Origin of the sequence: Streptomyces sp. NPDC049837 (assembly GCF_040674455.1) — a bacterium.
GTDB lineage: Bacteria > Actinomycetota > Actinomycetes > Streptomycetales > Streptomycetaceae > Streptomyces.
The window spans coordinates 907,822-924,684 of the sequence record NZ_JBFAMP010000001.1 but is presented as its reverse complement, the minus strand read 5'-3'; the positions used below and the strand labels follow the sequence as shown (position 1 = coordinate 924,684).

Sequence of the window (16,863 nt, the reverse complement as noted above, 5' to 3'; positions counted from 1 at the left end):
CGCCATGCTGCTCCAGGTGCTCGGCACCGCGGCGGGCGGCGGGCTGCCCCAGTGGAACTGCGCGTGTCCCGGCTGCGCCGGGGCACGCGCCCACCCCGAGCGGCGCCGCCGCCACGCCTCGCTCGCCCTCCGCGCGGACGAGGGCTCCTGGTACCTCGTCAACGCCACCCCCGACCTCGGCGAACAGATCGAGGACAGCTCCGGACTGCGGCCGGGGCCCGGCCCCCGCGACACGCCCCTCGCGGGCGTCGTCCTCACCGACGCCGAACTCGACCACACCCTCGGCATCGCCCGCCTCCGCGAGGCCGACGGCTTCGAGATCCTCGCCACCCCGCCCGTTCGCACCGCGCTCACCGACCGCCTCCGCCTCGGCGACACCCTCGCCCCCTACACCCGCGTCGAGTGGCGCGAGCTGGGCGCCAGGCCGCAGCCGCTCAACCCCGGCGGGACGATCGAGATCGACGCCGTGCCGGTCTCCGCCAAACGCCCCCGGTACGCCGCCGCCGGCGCCGGGCCCGACGACCCCACCTGGGTCGTCGCCCTCCGGCTGCGCGACACGGACACCGGCCGGGCCCTCGTCTACGCACCCGCGCTCGCCGCCTGGACCGACGCGTTCCAGGACGCCGTCGAGGAGGCCGACTGCGTCATCGTCGACGGCACCTTCTGGGACGACGACGAACCCGTACGCACCGGCATCTCCACCAGGACCGCCACCGGCATGGGGCACCTGCCCATCGACGGACCGCACGGCACCGCCCGCCGGCTGGCCGCCCTGGGCACCCGCTGCCTCTACACCCACCTCAACAACACCAACCCCCTCGCCGACCCCGCCGCCCCGCAGCACGCGCTGCTCGCGGACCAGGGCATCGGCGTCGCCGCCGACCGGATGGTGATCGAGCTGTGAGCCAACAGCCCCTGACACCCGAGGAGTTCACGGCCCGGCTGCGCGCCGTCGCCGCCGACCGCTACCACGACCGCCACCCCTTCAACGTCCGCATGCACGACGGCACCCTCACCCCCGCCGAGGTGCGCCGGTGGATCCTCAACCGCTTCCACTACCAGCGCCACATCCCCGTCAAGGACGCCCTGATCCTCGCCAAGTTCGACACACCCGCGCTGCGCCGCGCCTGGCTGCGGCGCATCCAGGACCACGACGGCGAGAAGGAGGGCGACGGGGGGATCGAGCGCTGGCTGCGGCTCGGCGAGGCCGCCGGCATCGACCGGGCCCGCCTCCAATCGGGCGACGAGGTGCTGCCCGGCGTACGGCTCGCCGTCGACGGCTACGTCAACTTCTGCCGGCTGCGCCCCCGGCTCGAAGCCGTCGCCGCCTCCCTCACCGAACTGTCCGCGCCCAGCATCATGCGCACCCGCATCCAGGCGTTCGAGACGCACTACCCGTGGATCGAAGCGGACGGGCTGGCCTATTTCCAGAACCGGATCGGACAGGGCAGCCGCGACAGCGCCGAAGCGCTCGCCCTGGTCCTCGACTGGGCCCGCACCCGCGAGGAACAGGAACGGGCGGTGGCCGCGCTCGCCTTCAAATGCGACGTGCTGTGGTCGCTGCTGGACGCCGTCGAAGCCGGGGGGCGGGCATGAGCGCGAGCGACAGCGGTACGTGGCGACCGGCACTGCGCCGGTCGGTGATGCTCCGGCACGACCATGTGCGCGGCACCGACCTGCTGGTGCTGCCCGAACGCGTGGTCGTCCTGCACGGCAACGCCGGGTCCGTCGTACGGCTCTGCGACGGCGAATGGGACGTCGACGGCATCGTCGCCGCACTCCGGGCCCGCCACCCGGACGCGCCCGTCGCCGAGGAGGTGCCCGCCTTCCTCGGGCGGCTACGGGAGGAGGGCTGGCTCACATGACACAGCCGCCCCAACCGCCCTGGGCCCTGCTCGCCGAACTCACCCACGCCTGCCCGCTGCGCTGCGCCTACTGCTCCAACCCGCTCGAACTGCTGCCCAGAAGCACCGAGTTGACGGCCGGGCAGTGGGCGGACGTCTTCCGGCAGGCCGCCGCGCTCGGCGTCGTCCAGACCCACCTGTCGGGCGGCGAGCCGCTGCTGCGCCGCGACCTGGACGCCATCGTGGCCGCCGCCGACGGCACCGGCATCCACACCCAGCTCGTCACCAGCGGCGTCGGGCTCACCGCGACACGGCTGCGCGGCCTGGTGGCGGCCGGGCTGCGCAGCGTCCAACTGTCCGTGCAGCACACCGACGCCGGCGCCGCCGAACGCATCGCCGGAGCCAGGGCGTTCACCGCCAAGGAGCGCGCCGCCAGGCTCGTACGCGAGGCACGGCTGCCGCTGGGCCTCAACGTCGTCCTGCACCGGGCCAGCCTCGACGCGCTGGACGACCTCGTGGAGCTGGCCCTCGCCTGGGGCGCCGAGCGCGTCGAGCTGGCCAACACCCAGTTCTACGGCTGGGCGCTGCGCAACCGCGCGGCACTGCTGCCCGGCCGGGCACAGGTGGCCCGGGCGCGGGACGCCGTCGCCCGGTGGCGCGAGCGGCTGGCCGGGCGCCTGGACCTGGTGTGGGTCGTGCCCGACTACGTGGACGGCACCGCCAAGCCCTGCATGGGCGGCTGGGGCGCCCTGTCGCTGACCGTCCACCCCGACGGCACGGTCCTGCCCTGCCCGGCCGCCGCCGCCCTGCCCGGGCTCGGCGCGCCGAACGTCAAGGACCACGCCCTGGACTGGATCTGGCGCGAGTCCCCGGCGTTCACGGCGTACCGGGGCGAGGAGTGGATGGCCGAACCGTGCCGGAGCTGCGAGCTGCGCACCACCGACTTCGGCGGCTGCCGCTGCCAGGCGTACGCCCTGACCGGCGACGCCACCCGCACCGACCCCGTCTGCCGCAAGTCCCCCGACCACGGGCTGGTCACCGCCCTCGTCGACGCGGCCGGCGTGAGCACCGACTCCGGATACTCCTACCGCACGGAAGGACCCCGATGACCCCCACGCGCCCCACCCTGCTCGCGGCCGCCCTCGGCGCCGCCGCGCTGCTCGCCGGCCTCATAACGCCGTCCTCCGCCGCGACCGCCCCCGCGAGCCAACCCACCGGCGTCACCACCCTGTCCACCGGCTGGACCATCCCCTGGGGCACCCACTGGCTGCCCGACGGCTCCGCCGCCCTCGTCACCGAACGCGACACCTTCACGGTCTGGAAGGTGACTCCCTCCGGCGCCCGCACCCGGATCGGCACCGTCCCCAACTCCCAGACCACCGGCGGCGAAGGCGGCCTCATGGGCGTGGCCGTCGACCCCGACTGGGCCACCACCAGGCACGTCTACTTCATGCACACGTCGTCGGAGGGCAACCGGATCGCCCGCATGACCTACGACGGGACCACGCTCACCGGCTACACCACGCTCGTGCAGGGCATCCGCAAGGCCCGCTACCACAACGGCGGACGGCTCGCCTTCGGCCCCGACGGATACCTGTACGCCTCCACCGGCGACGCCCAGGTCACCTCGCTCGCCCAGGACCGGAACTCCCTCAACGGCAAGATCCTCCGCATGACCAAGGACGGCAGGCCCGCCCCCGGCAACCCCTTCGGCACCCTCGTGTACAGCATGGGCCACCGCAACCCGCAGGGCCTCGCCTTCGACGCGCAGGGGCGGCTGTGGGAGGCCGAACTCGGCCAGAACTCCCGCGACGAGCTCAACCTCATCAAGCCCGGCGCCAACTACGGCTGGCCCACCTGCGAAGGCACCTGCAATGTGGCCGGCATGACCAACCCCAAGAAGACCTGGGGCGTCGCCGAAGCGTCCCCCAGCGGCATCGCCGTCGCCGACGGCGCCGTCTACATGGCGTCCCTGCGCGGCCAACGGCTCTGGCGCATCCCCATCAACGCCGGCAACGAGAACGTCGGCACGGCGACGGCGTACTACGTCGGCACCTACGGCAGGCTGCGCACTGTCACCACGGTGCCCGGCGGCAGGGACCTGTGGCTGTCCACGACCAACGCGGACGGTAACGGCGGGCAGCCGGCGGGCTCGGACCGGATCCTCAAGGTGACGATCGGCTGACGCCCCTCACCGGTGAGGCTCATCACCGGTACAGGGCGTCGACCTCCGCCGCGTACGCCGCCTCGATAGCCCTCCGCTTCAGCTTCAGCGACGGCGTCAGCAGGCCGTGCTCCTCCGAGAACGGATGCGCCAGGATGCGGAACGTACGGATCGACTCCGCCTGCGACACCAGCGTGTTCGCCGCCACCACCGCCCGCCGGATCTCCGTCTCCAGCGCGGGGTCCCGCACCAGTTCGGCGGGCGGCAGGGGCGCCCGGTTCTGCATGGCGAGCCAGTGCTCCACGGCTTCCTGGTCGATGGTGACCAGGGCGGCGATGTACGGGCGGTCGTTGCCGACCACGATGCACTGCGCCACCAGCGGATGGGACCGTACCCGCTCCTCCAGGGCGGCCGGCGACACGCTCTTGCCGCCCGACGTCACCAGGATCTCCTTCTTCCGCCCGGTGATGGTCAGATAGCCGTCCTCGTCGAGCGCCCCCAGATCACCGGTCGCCAGCCAGCCGTCCCGGAGCACGGCGGCGGTCGCGGCCGGGTCGCCCAGGTAGCCCGAGAAGACGTGCGGGCCGCGCAGCCACACCTCGCCGTCCTCCGCGATGTGCACCGTCGTCCCCGGGATGGGCGGCCCGACCGTGCCGTACTTCGTCCGCTCGGGCGGGTTCGCGGTGGCCGCCGACGCCGACTCCGTCAGCCCGTACCCCTCGTACACGGTCACGCCCGCGCCCTCGAAGAACAGCCCCAGCCGCCGGGCCATCCCCGACCCGCCCGACATCGCGTGCCGCACCCGGCCGCCCAGCGCGTCGCGGACCTTGCCGTACACCACCTTGTCGAAGAACTGGTGCTGCACCCGCAGCGCCGCCGACGGGCCGGGCCCCAGCCCGAACGCCTTGTTCTCCAGCGCCTCCGCGTACCGCACCGCCACCTCGACGGCCTTGTCGAAGGGACCCAGCCGCCCGTCCGCCTCCGCTCGGCGCCGCGCCGCCTGGTAGACCTTCTCGAAGATGTACGGGACGGCCAGCACGAACGTCGGCCGGAACGCCGCCAGATCGGCCAGCAGGGGCCCGGCCGCGAGCTGCGGCTGGTGGCCGAACTTCACCCGCTTGCGGACCGCCGCCACCTCCACCATCCGCCCGAAGACGTGCGCGAGCGGCAGGAACAGCAGCGTCGACGCCTCGTCGCCGGGCTTGGAGTGGAACACCTGCTCCCACCGGCTGACCAGGGTGTCCGCCTCGAACATGAAGTTGGCGTGGGTCAGCACGCACCCCTTGGGGCGGCCCGTCGTCCCGGATGTGTAGATGATCGTGGCGATCGACTCGGGCGTCACCGCCCGCCGGTGCCGCTGCACCACTTCCTCGTCGATGCGCGCGCCCGCCTCCACCAGTTCGGCGACCGCCCCGGCGTCGAGCTGCCACAGCCGCTTCAGCCGGGGCAGCCGGTCGACCACCGAGCCGACGGTCATGGCGTGGTCCTCGTGCTCCACCACGCACGCGGTCACCTCGGCGTCGTGCAGCATCCAGTGGACCTGGTCGGCGGAGGAGGTGGGGTAGACGGGCACGGACTGCGCACCGACCGTCCACAACGCGAAGTCGAACAGCGTCCACTCGTAGCGCGTCCGCGCCATGATGGCGACCCGGTCGCCGAACCGTACGCCGTCCGCGAGCAGCCCCTTGGCGAGCGCCAGCACCTCGTCCCGGAACCGCGCGGCCGTGACGTCGACCCAGCGGCCGTCCGCGTCCTTGCGGCCCAGTGCGACCCGGTCCGGGTCGTCCACGGCGTGCTCGAATACGGAATCAGCAAGTCCGCCGACCAGGGGAGCCGTCGCCACGGGTGGGACAGTGAACTCGCGCAATGGCCTGCTCCTTGGGGGGTGCTCCGCACGGCGGAGGGTGACGGTACCCCACGCCGGACCCGCGCGGGAGGGCCTTCGTGAACCCTGTCCGTACGACATCGCCACAGGTCAGGAGCTAAGTGCCCGGCCACGGGGGTGGGTGTGGGCACGCTACTGACCACCGGGTAAGTAGCGGGTCCCGGAATCTCCACGGAATCTGTACGCCACGCTCACGCGGCACGCCGCGCTCACGCGCCATCACGTACGGCGGCTACCGGTGCAGCCGGTCGCCGCCCGCGAGGATCGCTGCCGCCAGGGCGTCCGCCGCCTCCTGGGCCGTGCCCCTGGGGCGGCCGTGCAGGAGGACGAAGTCCACGTCGCCCAGTTCCGGCAGGCCCGCCCGGGCCGGGAGCGGGGTCAGGCCCGGCGGGATCAGGCCACGGGTGTGGGCCATCACGCCCAGGCCCGCGCGGGCGGCCGCGATCAGGCCGCTCAGGCTCGTGCTCGTGCAGACGATCCGCCACGGGCGGCCGTGCGCCTCCAGCGCCTCCAGGGCGCGCGCCCGGGTGATGCCCGGCGGCGGGAAGACGATCAGCGGAACCGGGCGCTCCGGGTCCAGGCGCAGTTGGGGCGAGCCGATCCACGTCAGCGTGGAGTGCCAGACCAGCCGGCCGTGCGTGTCGCCGCCGCGCCGCTTGGCGAGGGCCAGGTCCAGCCGGCCGGCGGCCAGTTGCTCGTGCAGCGTGCCGGACAGGCCCACCGTCAGCTCCAGGTCCACCTCGGGGTGCTCGCGCCGGAACGACTCCAGGATCTCGGGCAGCCGGGTCAGCACGAAGTCCTCCGACACCCCGAAACGCAGCCGCCCGCGCAGCCGCGTACCGGTGAAGAACGCCGCCGCCCGCTCGTGGGCCGCCAGGATCGTCCGGGCGAAGCCGAGCATCGCCTCGCCGTCCTCCGTGAGCTCCACGCTGTGGGTGTCCCGGGTGAACAGCGCGCGCCCCGCCGCCTCCTCCAGCTTCCGCACGTGCTGGCTGACCGTCGACTGGCGCAGCCCGAGGCGGCGGGCGGCCTGGGTGAAGCTCAGGGTCTGAGCCACGGCCAGGAAGGTGCGCAGTTGCGTCGGCTCGTACACGTCTCCAGGCTAGCGCGGTCATCGCGGAACGTGATGACAGTCAGAGCGGTGTACGGGATTCCCGATCGGCTCGATCGCATGGACGATGGAGAGGGCACGACCTGAACCGAGAGCACGTGGAGCACATGACCCGCCGCCGACCCCTGGCCCCGCGCCTCCGTCTGCCGATCGACCCGTACATCCTGGCGCTGGTCGCGACGGTGGCCCTCGCGGCGCTGCTCCCCGCCTCCGGCGCGGCCGCCGACGCCGTCGGCGGGATCTCCACCGGCGCGATCGCGCTGCTGTTCTTCCTGTACGGGGCGCGGCTGTCCACCCGCGAGGCGCTGGACGGACTGCGGCACTGGCGCCTCCACGTGACCGTGCTGGCGGCGACCTTCGTGGTCTTCCCGCTGCTGGGCCTGGCCGCCAGGGGCCTGGTCCCGGCCGTACTGACGCCCGCCCTGTACGGCGGGCTGCTCTTCCTGTGCCTGGTGCCGTCCACGATCCAGTCGTCGATCGCCTTCACGTCGATGGCGCGCGGCAACGTGCCCGCCGCGATCTGCGCGGGCTCCTTCTCGTCGCTGGCCGGGATCGTCCTCACGCCCCTGCTGGCGGCCCTGCTGCTGGGCGGCACCGCCGGCGGCTTCTCGGCGGACTCGCTGCTGCGGATCGTCGCGCAGCTCCTGGTGCCGTTCCTGGCGGGGCAGGCGCTGCGCCGCTGGGTGGCGGGTTTTCTCACCCGGCACAAGAAGGTGCTGGGGTACGTCGACCGGGGCTCGATCCTGCTCGTCGTCTACACCGCGTTCAGCGAGGGCATGGTCCAGGGCGTCTGGCACCAGGTAACCCCGGCCCGGCTCGCGGCCCTGCTCGGTGTCGAGGCGGTGCTGCTCGCCGTGATGCTGGCGCTCACCTGGTACGGGGCCGGGCGGCTCGGGTTCGGCCGGGAGGACCGGATCGCGATCCAGTTCGCCGGGTCGAAGAAGAGCCTGGCGGCGGGCCTGCCGATGGCGAGCGTCCTGTTCGGTGCGCACGCCTCGCTCGCCGTCCTGCCGCTGATGCTCTTCCATCAGATGCAGTTGATGGTCTGCGCGGTCATCGCCAAGCGCCGTGCGAACGACCCGGCGTCCGCCTCGCCGGAGCCGCTCGCGGTGGACATGTGCCGGGCGGAGTCCGCCCGCCGCTGAGGGCTGCCGTCACGGGACCAGCACCACCTTGCCCTGGTTGGCGCGGGACTCGATGAGCGCGTGGGCCTCGGCGGCCTCGGCCAGCGGGAGTTCCGCGTGCACACGGGCGCGGAGGCGGCCGGTGGCGTGGAGGTGCCACAGCTCGTCCCGCCAGGCGGCGTACGCGCCGGGCCGGGTGCGGACCAGGTGGGCCATCTGGAAGCCGATCACCGACTTGGCGCCGGCGAGCAGGTCGTACGCCTCGACCGTGCCGCCGCCGGAGCTGTACGCCACCAGCCGCCCGCCCGGAGCGAGAGCGGCGATCGCGGGCGTGAGCAGCGCTCCGCCCACGGCGTCCAGCACGATGTCGACCGGCTCGCCCCATGAGGAGTCCCGGTACGTCACCACCTGATCCGCGCCGAGCCCGTACAGGAACTCCGCCTTGGCGGCCGACCCCGCTGCCGCGACCACCCGCGAGGCCCCCGCCAGCCGGGCGAGCTGCACCGTGAGCTGCCCCACGCCGCTCGCCGCGCCCGTCACCAGCACCGACTCGCCCGCCACCGGGCGCGCCGCCTCCCACGCCCCCCGCGCGACCAGCCCGCCGCGCACCAGCGCCACCGCGTCGACCGCCGTCGCGCCGTCCGGGACGAGCGAGGCCATCGAGGCGTGGACGACGGCGAGTTCGGCGTACCCGTGCGCGAAGCAGACGCCCGTCACCCGGTCCCCGGCCGCGAAGCCGGTCACCCCGTCGCCGACCGCCTCCACCGTCCCGGCCACCTCGCCGCCCAGCGGCAGCGGCCCGGCCGCCTCCCGCACCCGCTTCACGGCGGGCAGGCTCACTCCGATCGCTTCCACCCGCACCAGCAGCTCGCCCGGACCGGCCACGGGTTCCGGGACGTGCTCCAGGAACAGCACCTCGGGGCCGCCGTTGACCTCGTACCGCACACGCCGCATGGCGCGACACCTCGCCCTCTGATCGTTGGGATGACCAACGATACGGAGAGATCGTTGGTGAGCCCAACGGTTTATGGATAGGCTGGCGGCATGGCCGACACCCCGCCCGCCCCCGCCCGCATCGCCACCCTCCCGAGCTGGCTCCTCGGCCGTGCCGCCACCCGCGGCCGGGCGCTGGTCGCCGAGGCCCTCGCCGAGGAGGGCATGAAGATGTGGCACCACGCCGTGCTGGCCGCCGTCGCCGAACGCGGCCCGGTCGCCCAGGCCGAACTCGGGCGCAGCCTCGCCATCGACCCCAAGGACATGGTGGGCATCCTCAACGACCTCCAGGGCGACGGCCTGGTCACGCGCACCCCGGACCCCACGGACCGCCGCAAGAACGCCATCACCGTCACCGCCGACGGCACCCGCCGCCTCCGCCGCTGCCAAGCCGCCGCCGACCGGGCCAACGCCGAACTGCTGGCGCCCCTCGACCCCGCCGACCGCGAACGGTTCACCGCCCTGCTGGAGCGGATCGTGCACCCCACCGGCCCATGATGATCACGTAGGTCGATAACGTGAGGTCATGCCCTCATTCGACGCCCGGGGCGCGGCCCGGTGAACCGCACCTGGATACGGCCCGGCGCCACCCGCCCCTGCTCCCTGGTCGTCTGCCGCGGCTGCTGCTGCGGCGACGCCCGTAAACGCCCCGGCACCGACCACGCCGGCCAGCTCGCCAGGCTGCGCGCGGCCGCCGCGGCCTCCGGCGGCAGGCTCGCCGTCCGCACCAGCGACTGCCTCGGCCCGTGCGGCCAGGCCAACGTGGTGGTCGTCCAGCCCTCCACCGAGGGCCGGCGGCGGGGCGCCCGCGCCGCCTGGATCGGCTGGGCCCTCGACGACGACTGCCTGGACGACATCCTCACCTGGGTGGAGGCGGGCGGGCCGGGCATCGCGGAGCCCCCGGACACGCTCACGCTCCAGATGATCGACCCGCCGAGGAAGTAGGGGCGCGGAACCGGCCGGCGCAGGGGGCGCACCCCGCCGGCCGGCGCCGGCCCGTGCAGCGGGCGGACCGTCAGCCCCGGGAGGGTCAGCCCCGGGAGGCCGGCTCGGCCAGGGCGATCCGGTCCTCACCCGCGTACACGTTCATGTTCCGGCCGCGCAGGAAGCCGACCAGCGTCAGGCCCGCCCCGGCGGCCAGGTCCACGGCGAGCGACGACGGCGCCGACACCGCCGCCAGCACCGGGATACCCGCCATCACCGCCTTCTGCGCCAGCTCGAACGACGCCCGCCCCGACACCAGCAGGATCGCCCGGTCCAGCGGCAGCAGGTCCTCCCGCAGCGCGCGGCCGACCAGCTTGTCCACCGCGTTGTGCCGGCCGACGTCCTCCCGTACGTCGAGCAGCTCGCCGCCTTCCGAGAACAGCGCCGCCGCGTGCAGCCCGCCCGTCCGGTCGAAGACCTTCTGCGCTTCCCGCAGCCGGTCGGGGAGGGCGGCGAGCAGCTCGGGATCGACGCGGACCGGGGGAGTGTCGGCGAGCGGGAAGCGGGCGGTGGTGCGGACGGCGTCCAGGCTGGCCTTGCCGCACAGGCCGCACGAGGACGTGGTGTAGACGTTCCGCTCCAGCGTGATGTCCGGGACGGCCACGCCGGGGGCGAGCTGGACGTCCACCACGTTGTACGTGTTGGTCCCGTCGTCCTTGGCGCCGGCGCAGTACACGATGTTCCGGACGTCCTGCGCCGACCCGAGGACGCCCTCGCTGACGAGGAAGCCGGCCGCCAGCGCGAAGTCGTCCCCCGGTGTGCGCATGGTGATGGCGAGCGGCTTGCCGTTGAGCCGGATCTCCAGCGGCTCCTCGGCGACCAGGGTGTCCGGACGGGTCGAGACGGCTCCGTCCCGGATGCGGATGACGCGGCGGCGCTCGGTGACCCGTCCCATGCTGATCAGTCCCGGTTCTGAACGTGTTGGTAGCCGAAACGGCCCTTGATGCAGAGGTTGCCGTGGGTCACCGGGTTGTCGTGCGGCGAGGTGACCTTGACGATCTCATTGTCCTGCACGTGAAGGGTGAGGTTGCAGCCGACTCCGCAGTACGCGCAGACCGTCGTCGTCTCGGTCTGCCGCGACTCGTCCCACGTACCGGCCGCCCGCATGTCGAACTCGCTCTTGAAGCTGAGCGCGCCCGTCGGGCACACCTCGACGCAGTTGCCGCAGTACACGCAAGCGGAGTCGGTGAGCGGCGCGTCGTGCTCGACGGCGATACGGGCGTCGAATCCCCGGCCCACGACGGAGATGGCGAAGGTGTTCTGCCACTGCTCGCCGCACGCGTCGACGCACTTGTAACAGAGAACGCACTTGTCGTAGTCGCGGACGTACAGGTCGTTGTCGATCCTCGGGTCCTCGTTGAGGCGGGCAGCGTCCGGGCCGAAACGGTCCGGCTTCGCCTCGTACTCCTTGATCCACTCCTGGACCCGGGGTGTCGTCGACAGGTCCACGGAGGAGGCCAGCAGCTCCAGCACGACCTTCCGGCTGTGCCGGGCCCGCTCGGTGTCCGTGCGGACGGTCATCCCGGGCTCGGCGCGGCGCGAGCAGGCGGGGGCGAGCGTGCGGGCGCCCTCGACCTCGACGACGCAGACCCGGCAGGCGTTCTTGGGTGTGAGCGTGTCGCCGTGGCACAGGGTCGGTACGTCCTTGCCGGCGGCCCGGCAGGCGTCCAGGACGGTGGCCCCCTCCGGGACGCGCACGGGCTCGCCGTCGAGGGTGAACTCGACGAGACGGCGCGGGAAGTGGAGCGGTACGGCGGTCATTCGAAGGCCCCCAGGCGGTCGATGGCGGACTCGACGGCGTTCCAGGCGGTCTGCCCGAGACCGCAGATCGAGGCGTCCCGCATGGCCTGGCCGACCTCGCGCAGCAGGGCGATGTCGTCGGCCGCCGCGGCGCCGGTACGGTCCTTGATCCGGTGCAGCGCCTCCTCCTGCCGTACCGTGCCGACCCGGCAGGGCACGCACTGGCCGCACGACTCGTCCCGGAAGAACTCGGCGATACGGAGCAGGACGCGCGGCAGGTCGACGGTGTCGTCCAGGACGAGGACGACGCCCGAGCCCAGGGTGGTGCCGGCGGCCCGGGTGCCCTCGAAGGTGAGCGGGATGTCCAGCTCGTCGGGGCGTACGAAGCCGCCCGCCGCCCCGCCCAGCAGGATCGCCCGCATCCGCTCCGGCCTGCCCGCGACTTCCAGCAGTTCGCCCAGCGTGGCCCCGAACGGCAGCTCGTACACCCCCGGCCGGGCCACGTTCCCCGACACGCAGAACAGCTTGGTCTCGGCGAACTCCGTGCCGCCCGTGAGGATCGGCAGGACGTTGACGAGCGTCTCGACGTTGTTGGCGGCGGTCGGCTTGCCGAACAGGCCCTTCTCCACGGGGAACGGCGGCTTGGAGCGCGGTTCGCCCCGGTGGCCCTCGATGGAGTTGAACAGGGCGGTCTCCTCACCGCAGATGTACGCGCCGGCGCCCCGCCGGACCTCGATGTCGAAGGCGTAGCCGTGCCCGAGCACGTCGTCGCCCAGCAGCCCCCGCTCCCGGGCCCGTGCGATGGCGTTCTCCAGGCGCTCCGTGGCCCTCGGGTACTCCCCGCGGATGTACAGGTAGCCCCGGTGGGCGCCCACCGCGTACCCGGCGATGGTCATGGCCTCGATCAGCGCGTACGGGTCGCCCTCCATGATCACCCGGTCCTTGAAGGTGCCGGGCTCCGACTCGTCGGCGTTGCAGACGAGGTAGTGCGGCCGGTCGGGCTGGGCGGCGGTCGCCTGCCACTTGCGGCCCGTCGGGAAGGCCGCCCCGCCGCGCCCGAGGAGACCCGCCTCGGTCACCTCCCGGATGACCCCGGCCGGCCCCAGCGCGAACGCCCGGCGCAGCGCGGCGTACCCGCCGTGCGCCCGGTAGTCGTCCAGGCTGTACGGGTCGACGACCCCGACGCGCCGCAGCAGCGACAGGCCCTCCTGCCCCGCCTGCGGCACGGCCATGAGCGCGCTCGGTTCGGCGGGGGCGCCCCCCGGCGCCCGTACGGCCTCCTGGAGCGCGTCCGCCGAGGCGGGCGCGACCACCGCCGCCGCGCGCCGGGCACCCGCCCGCAGCAGGAGCGCCGCCGGGGCCCGTTCGCACAGGCCCAGGCAGGGGCTCGGCTGCCACACGGCACCGTCCGAGGGCGTGCCGGGCGGACCCAGGCGCGACTCCAGGGCCGTTGTGAGCCCGGCGGAGCCGCGCGCCGCGCACGCCAGGTCCGTGCAGACGTGGAGCACCGCCGCCGGGCGCGGCCGCACCGAGAACAGGGAGTAGAACGTGGCGACCCCGTACGCCTCCGCCGGCGGCACCGTCAACCGCCGGCACAGGTAGTCGAGGCCGCCGTCGCTGATCCAGCCCACCCGGTCGTTCAGGGCGTGCAGCCCCGGCAACAGTTGGTCGCGCCGCTCCCGGGCCCCGCGGCCGCCGCGCGCCCAGCGCAGGTCCGCGTCCGCGCGGTCGTCGCCGCCCTCCCAGGCCGAGGCCGGCGGGCCCAGCAGCGCGTCGACCGCCTCCCGTTCCTCGTCGGTCGGCTTGCTGTCACCGAAGCGCAGGTCCACCTGAGTTCCTCTCGATGCGATCGGTGTGATCGATGCGTTCGATGCGTTCGATGCGGATGGCCGACGCCTTGAACTCCGCCGTCCCCGCGATCGGGCAGTTCGCCTCGATCGTCAGTTGGTTGGTGTCCACCTCGTCCGGAAAGTGCATGGTCATGAACGCCAGCCCCGGCCGCAGCGCCGGGTCCACCCACACCGGCGCCGTCACCGACCCCCGCCGGGACGTCACCCGCACCTGTTCGCCGACCACGACCCCGTACCGCTCCGCGTCCTCGGGGCACAGCTCGACGTACTCCCCGCGCCGCAGCGGCGAGGCGAAACTCCCGCTCTGCACACCCGTGTTGTACGAGTCGAGCCGCCGCCCCGTCGTCAGCCGGATCGGGTAGTGGTCGTCCGTCAGGTCGACGGGCGGGTCATGCCGCACGATCCCGAAGGGCGCCGGCCGGCCCCGCCGGGCCGGGTCCGCCTCCCACAGGCGGCCGTGCAGGAAGGACGGCTCCAGCCGTTCGGTGTCCGGGCACGGCCACTGGATGCCCTGGTGCTTCTCCAGCCGCTCGTACGTCATGCCCCAGTGGTCCGGCGACAGCGCCCGCAGCTCGTTCCAGACGGCTTCGGCGTCCTGGTACTTCCAGTCGTGGCCGAGCCGCCGCGCCAGGTCGCAGATGACGTCGATGTCCTCGCGCGCCTCACCGGGCGGGTCGAGCGCCTTGCGCACGCGCTGCACGCGCCGCTCGCTGTTGGTCGTCGTGCCGTCCGTCTCACACCAGGCGGCCGTCGCGGGCAGTACCACGTCCGCGAACTCGGCGGTCCTCGTCAGGAAGATGTCCTGCACGACCAGGCAGTCGAGCCGCGCCAGCCGCCGCATCGCCTGCTCGCTGTCGGCCTCGGACTGCGCCGGGTTCTCCCCGATGCAGTACACCGCCCGCAGCTCGCCGGTCTCCATCGCCTCGAACATCTCGGTGAGCGTGCGCCCGTAGGACGGCCGGATCTCCGTGCCCCAGAAGGACGCGAACTTCCGCCGTACGCCGTCGTCGAGGATGTCCTGGAAGCCGGGCAGCCGGTTGGGGATGGCCCCCATGTCGCCGCCGCCCTGCACGTTGTTCTGCCCGCGCAGCGGCTGCACGCCGCAGCCGTACCGCCCGACATGGCCGGTCAGCAGCGCCAGGTTGATCAGCGCGCGGACGTTGTCGGTGCCGTTGTGGTGCTCGGTGATGCCCAGCGTCCAGCACAGTTGCGCCCGTTCGGCCCGGGCGTAGGCGTGGGCCAGCTCCCGGATCGCCGCGGCCGGCACGCCCGTGACCTTCTCGGCCAGGACCGGGGTCCACGGCTCGACCAGCTCGGCGTACTCCTCGAAACCGGTCGTCGCCCGCTCGACGAACGCGCGGTTGTGCAGGCCCGCGTGGATGATCTCGCGCCCGACGGCGTGGGCGAGCGGGATGTCGGTGCCGACGTTGAGGCCCAGCCAGCCCTCCGCCCACTCGGCCGTGGAGGTGCGGCGCGGGTCGACGGCGTACATCCGTGCCCCGTTCCGTATCCCCTTCAGGACGTGCTGGAAGAAGATCGGGTGCGCGAAGCGGGCGTTGGAGCCCCACATCACGATGACGTCGGTGTGCTCGACCTCCTCGTACGACGACGTCCCGCCGCCCGAGCCGAAGACGGCCGACAGGCCCGCGACGCTCGGCGCGTGACACGTGCGGTTGCAGGAGTCGACGTCGTTGGTGCCCATGACCACGCGGGCGAACTTCTGTGCCACGTAGTTCATCTCGTTGGTGGCGCGGGCGCAGGAGAACATCCCGAAGGCGCCCCGGGCCGCGCGGAATCCGGCCGCGGCCCGGTCCAGCGCCTCGTCCCACGTGGCCCGCCGCAGCGGCCCGCCCTTGACGTCGCGTACGAGCGGATGGGTCAGGCGGGTGTAGTTCCTCTTCATGCCGCGTTCCTCGTCTGTATCTGCGTGGCCAGCAGGTCCGACAGCGCGTGCACCGTGCGCAGCGTCGGCACCGGGACGTTCCCGGCGTCCGCCAGCTCGACGACCGCCGCGAGCAGCACATCGAGCTCCAGCGGCTTGCCCTTCTCCAGGTCCTGGAGCGTGGAGGTGCGGTGGTCGCCGACCCGTTCGGCGCCGGCGATGCGGCGTTCCACGGAGATGCCGGGGCGGCAGCCGAGGGCGGCGGCGACGGCCAGGGTCTCGGCCATCATCAGCTCGATGACCCGCCGCGTACCACCGTGCAGGCACATCTGGCGCATGGTGGCCCGGGCGAGGGCGCTGATCGGGTTGAAGGAGATGTTGCCGAGCAGCTTGATCCAGATGTCCTCGCGCAGCTCCGGCTCCACCGGGCACTTCAGGCCACCGGCCCGCATGGCCTCGCTGAACCGCACACACCGCTCGGACACCGACCGGTCCGGCTCGCCGATCGAGAAGCGGGTGCCCTCCAGGTGCCGTACGACGCCGGGCCCGGCCAGCTCGGTCGCGGCGTAGACGACGCACCCGATGGCCCGTTCCGGCGCGAGCACCGCGCTGACCGACCCGCCCGGGTCGACGCTCTCGACGCGCCGCCCGTCGTGGGGCCCGCCGTGCCGGTGGAAGTACCACCAGGGGATGCCGTTCTGGGCGGCGATCACCGCGGTGGTGTCGTGGAGCAGTGGCCGGATCAGCGGCCCGCACGCCGCGTACGAGTTGGCCTTGAGCCCCAGGAACACATAGTCGGCCGGGCCGACGTCCGCCGGGTCGTCGGTGGCGTGGACGCGGGCGGTGAAGTCGCCGCGCGGGCTGTGGACCCGCACGCCGTGCTGCCTCATGGCCGCCAGGTGCGGCCCACGGGCGATCAGGTGGACGTCGGCGCCCGCGCGGTCCAGCGCGGCTCCGACGTAGGCGCCGATCGCTCCGGCGCCGAGGACTGCGACTTTCACGTGGGGGTCTCCGTTCGGTTGAGGGACCGAGGCAAGGGACCGGAAGGGTGTGTTGTCGACGAAATATTGTCTACAGTATGGAAGGACGGTCGACAAGGGTTCCGACTTCCACGGGATGCCCGCCAGGACCGGCGATGTTGCGGACTCTCCAAGAGGCGGGCGTGAATCCTGTTGGTTCACCCGACCGGTTACTCACCAGTCGCTGACGAAACTGGGTGCCTCCTGCACCCGCACGAAGCACACCGCACCTTCGTGCACACCGCACACCGCACACCGCACACCAAG

The 16,863-nt window shown here is 73.2% G+C and carries 16 protein-coding genes; 8 read left to right on the top strand and 8 right to left on the bottom strand.

The annotated features are described in order from the left end of the window. The first annotated feature begins 4 nt into the window (after window positions 1-4). Genes pqqB through AB0J57_RS04095 form a run of 5 tightly spaced genes read left to right on the top strand, consistent with a single transcriptional unit; the run spans window position 5 to window position 4,029 of the window. Window positions 5-904, top strand: coding sequence for a pyrroloquinoline quinone biosynthesis protein PqqB (gene pqqB / locus AB0J57_RS04115; protein WP_366126341.1), 900 nt, complete (start codon window positions 5-7; stop codon window positions 902-904). Then, a complete protein-coding gene (gene pqqC / locus AB0J57_RS04110) occupies window positions 901-1,596 on the top strand; it encodes a pyrroloquinoline-quinone synthase PqqC (protein WP_366126340.1) in 696 nt (231 codons plus the stop codon). The genes pqqB and pqqC overlap by 4 nt, the downstream gene beginning before the upstream one ends. Further along, entirely contained in the window at window positions 1,593-1,865 is a 273-nt protein-coding gene (gene pqqD / locus AB0J57_RS04105; protein ID WP_366126339.1) for a pyrroloquinoline quinone biosynthesis peptide chaperone PqqD, read from the top strand. The genes pqqC and pqqD overlap by 4 nt, the downstream gene beginning before the upstream one ends. Continuing rightward, window positions 1,862-2,953: a pyrroloquinoline quinone biosynthesis protein PqqE gene (pqqE, locus tag AB0J57_RS04100; protein ID WP_366126338.1), complete on the top strand. Its 1,092-nt coding sequence runs from the start codon at window positions 1,862-1,864 to the stop codon at window positions 2,951-2,953. Before pqqD ends, pqqE begins: the two co-directional genes overlap by 4 nt. Then, window positions 2,950-4,029, top strand: coding sequence for a PQQ-dependent sugar dehydrogenase (locus AB0J57_RS04095; RefSeq protein ID WP_366126337.1), 1,080 nt, complete (start codon window positions 2,950-2,952; stop codon window positions 4,027-4,029). The genes pqqE and AB0J57_RS04095 overlap by 4 nt, the downstream gene beginning before the upstream one ends. 22 nt (window positions 4,030-4,051) lie before the next feature. On the opposite strand, the gene AB0J57_RS04090 is transcribed toward AB0J57_RS04095, so the two are convergent. Both AB0J57_RS04090 and AB0J57_RS04085 read right to left on the bottom strand, forming a co-directional pair. Next, a complete protein-coding gene (locus AB0J57_RS04090; RefSeq protein ID WP_366126336.1) occupies window positions 4,052-5,851 on the bottom strand; it encodes a long-chain fatty acid--CoA ligase in 1,800 nt (599 codons plus the stop codon). Window positions 5,852-6,125: 274 nt separating this feature from the next. Beyond that, on the bottom strand, window positions 6,126-6,986 hold the full coding sequence (locus AB0J57_RS04085) for a LysR substrate-binding domain-containing protein (protein WP_366126335.1): 861 nt from the start codon (window positions 6,984-6,986) through the stop codon (window positions 6,126-6,128). Window positions 6,987-7,111: 125 nt separating this feature from the next. Here AB0J57_RS04085 and AB0J57_RS04080 point away from each other — a divergent pair, with 125 nt between their 5' ends. Beyond that, window positions 7,112-8,149, top strand: coding sequence for a bile acid:sodium symporter family protein (locus tag AB0J57_RS04080; protein ID WP_366126334.1), 1,038 nt, complete (start codon window positions 7,112-7,114; stop codon window positions 8,147-8,149). A 9-nt stretch (window positions 8,150-8,158) separates the two neighbouring features. Here AB0J57_RS04080 and AB0J57_RS04075 read toward each other — a convergent pair whose 3' ends face one another. After that, entirely contained in the window at window positions 8,159-9,082 is a 924-nt protein-coding gene (locus tag AB0J57_RS04075; RefSeq protein ID WP_366126333.1) for a zinc-binding dehydrogenase, read from the bottom strand. 90 nt (window positions 9,083-9,172) lie between these two features. Here AB0J57_RS04075 and AB0J57_RS04070 point away from each other — a divergent pair, with 90 nt between their 5' ends. Together AB0J57_RS04070 and AB0J57_RS04065 are read left to right on the top strand one after the other, a co-directional pair. Continuing rightward, window positions 9,173-9,619 carry a MarR family winged helix-turn-helix transcriptional regulator gene (locus AB0J57_RS04070; RefSeq protein ID WP_366126332.1) on the top strand — a complete coding sequence of 149 codons (447 nt, stop codon included), beginning with the start codon at window positions 9,173-9,175 and terminating at the stop codon, window positions 9,617-9,619. 60 nt (window positions 9,620-9,679) lie between these two features. After that, complete coding sequence (locus AB0J57_RS04065; RefSeq protein WP_366126331.1) at window positions 9,680-10,066, top strand: (2Fe-2S) ferredoxin domain-containing protein; 387 nt, start codon at window positions 9,680-9,682, stop codon at window positions 10,064-10,066. A gap of 85 nt (window positions 10,067-10,151) precedes the next feature. Here AB0J57_RS04065 and fdhD read toward each other — a convergent pair whose 3' ends face one another. The 5 genes from fdhD to AB0J57_RS04040 are packed head-to-tail and all read right to left on the bottom strand — an operon-like array spanning window position 10,152 to window position 16,578. Continuing rightward, window positions 10,152-11,000 (bottom strand): formate dehydrogenase accessory sulfurtransferase FdhD, encoded by an 849-nt coding sequence (gene fdhD, locus AB0J57_RS04060; RefSeq protein WP_366126330.1) that lies wholly within the window; start codon window positions 10,998-11,000, stop codon window positions 10,152-10,154. A 5-nt stretch (window positions 11,001-11,005) separates the two neighbouring features. Further along, a complete protein-coding gene (locus tag AB0J57_RS04055) occupies window positions 11,006-11,866 on the bottom strand; it encodes a 2Fe-2S iron-sulfur cluster-binding protein (protein WP_366126329.1) in 861 nt (286 codons plus the stop codon). Then, on the bottom strand, window positions 11,863-13,674 hold the full coding sequence (locus tag AB0J57_RS04050) for an NAD(P)H-dependent oxidoreductase subunit E (protein ID WP_366126328.1): 1,812 nt from the start codon (window positions 13,672-13,674) through the stop codon (window positions 11,863-11,865). The genes AB0J57_RS04055 and AB0J57_RS04050 overlap by 4 nt, the downstream gene beginning before the upstream one ends. Beyond that, entirely contained in the window at window positions 13,655-15,598 is a 1,944-nt protein-coding gene (locus tag AB0J57_RS04045) for a molybdopterin-dependent oxidoreductase (RefSeq protein WP_366126327.1), read from the bottom strand. Before AB0J57_RS04045 ends, AB0J57_RS04050 begins: the two co-directional genes overlap by 20 nt. Continuing rightward, the gene (locus tag AB0J57_RS04040; RefSeq protein ID WP_366126326.1) at window positions 15,595-16,578 is read right to left on the bottom strand and encodes a 2-dehydropantoate 2-reductase; all 984 of its coding nucleotides are present in this window, start codon (window positions 16,576-16,578) and stop codon (window positions 15,595-15,597) included. Before AB0J57_RS04040 ends, AB0J57_RS04045 begins: the two co-directional genes overlap by 4 nt. Window positions 16,579-16,863: the final 285 nt, after the last annotated feature.

What these genes read in the sequence shown, in the direction of transcription:
- AB0J57_RS04095 (WP_366126337.1), top strand. Translation starts at nt 2,950, where the DNA reads ATGACCCCCACGCGCCCCACCCTGCTCGCGGCCGCCCTCGGCGCCGCC.
- pqqD (WP_366126339.1), top strand. Translation starts at nt 1,593, where the DNA reads ATGAGCGCGAGCGACAGCGGTACGTGGCGACCGGCACTGCGCCGGTCG.
- AB0J57_RS04075 (WP_366126333.1), bottom strand. Translation starts at nt 9,082, where the DNA reads ATGCGGCGTGTGCGGTACGAGGTCAACGGCGGCCCCGAGGTGCTGTTC.
- AB0J57_RS04045 (WP_366126327.1), bottom strand. Translation starts at nt 15,598, where the DNA reads ATGAAGAGGAACTACACCCGCCTGACCCATCCGCTCGTACGCGACGTC.
- AB0J57_RS04055 (WP_366126329.1), bottom strand. Translation starts at nt 11,866, where the DNA reads ATGACCGCCGTACCGCTCCACTTCCCGCGCCGTCTCGTCGAGTTCACC.
- AB0J57_RS04070 (WP_366126332.1), top strand. Translation starts at nt 9,173, where the DNA reads ATGGCCGACACCCCGCCCGCCCCCGCCCGCATCGCCACCCTCCCGAGC.
- pqqB (WP_366126341.1), top strand. Translation starts at nt 5, where the DNA reads ATGCTGCTCCAGGTGCTCGGCACCGCGGCGGGCGGCGGGCTGCCCCAG.
- fdhD (WP_366126330.1), bottom strand. Translation starts at nt 11,000, where the DNA reads ATGGGACGGGTCACCGAGCGCCGCCGCGTCATCCGCATCCGGGACGGA.
- pqqE (WP_366126338.1), top strand. Translation starts at nt 1,862, where the DNA reads ATGACACAGCCGCCCCAACCGCCCTGGGCCCTGCTCGCCGAACTCACC.
- AB0J57_RS04080 (WP_366126334.1), top strand. Translation starts at nt 7,112, where the DNA reads ATGACCCGCCGCCGACCCCTGGCCCCGCGCCTCCGTCTGCCGATCGAC.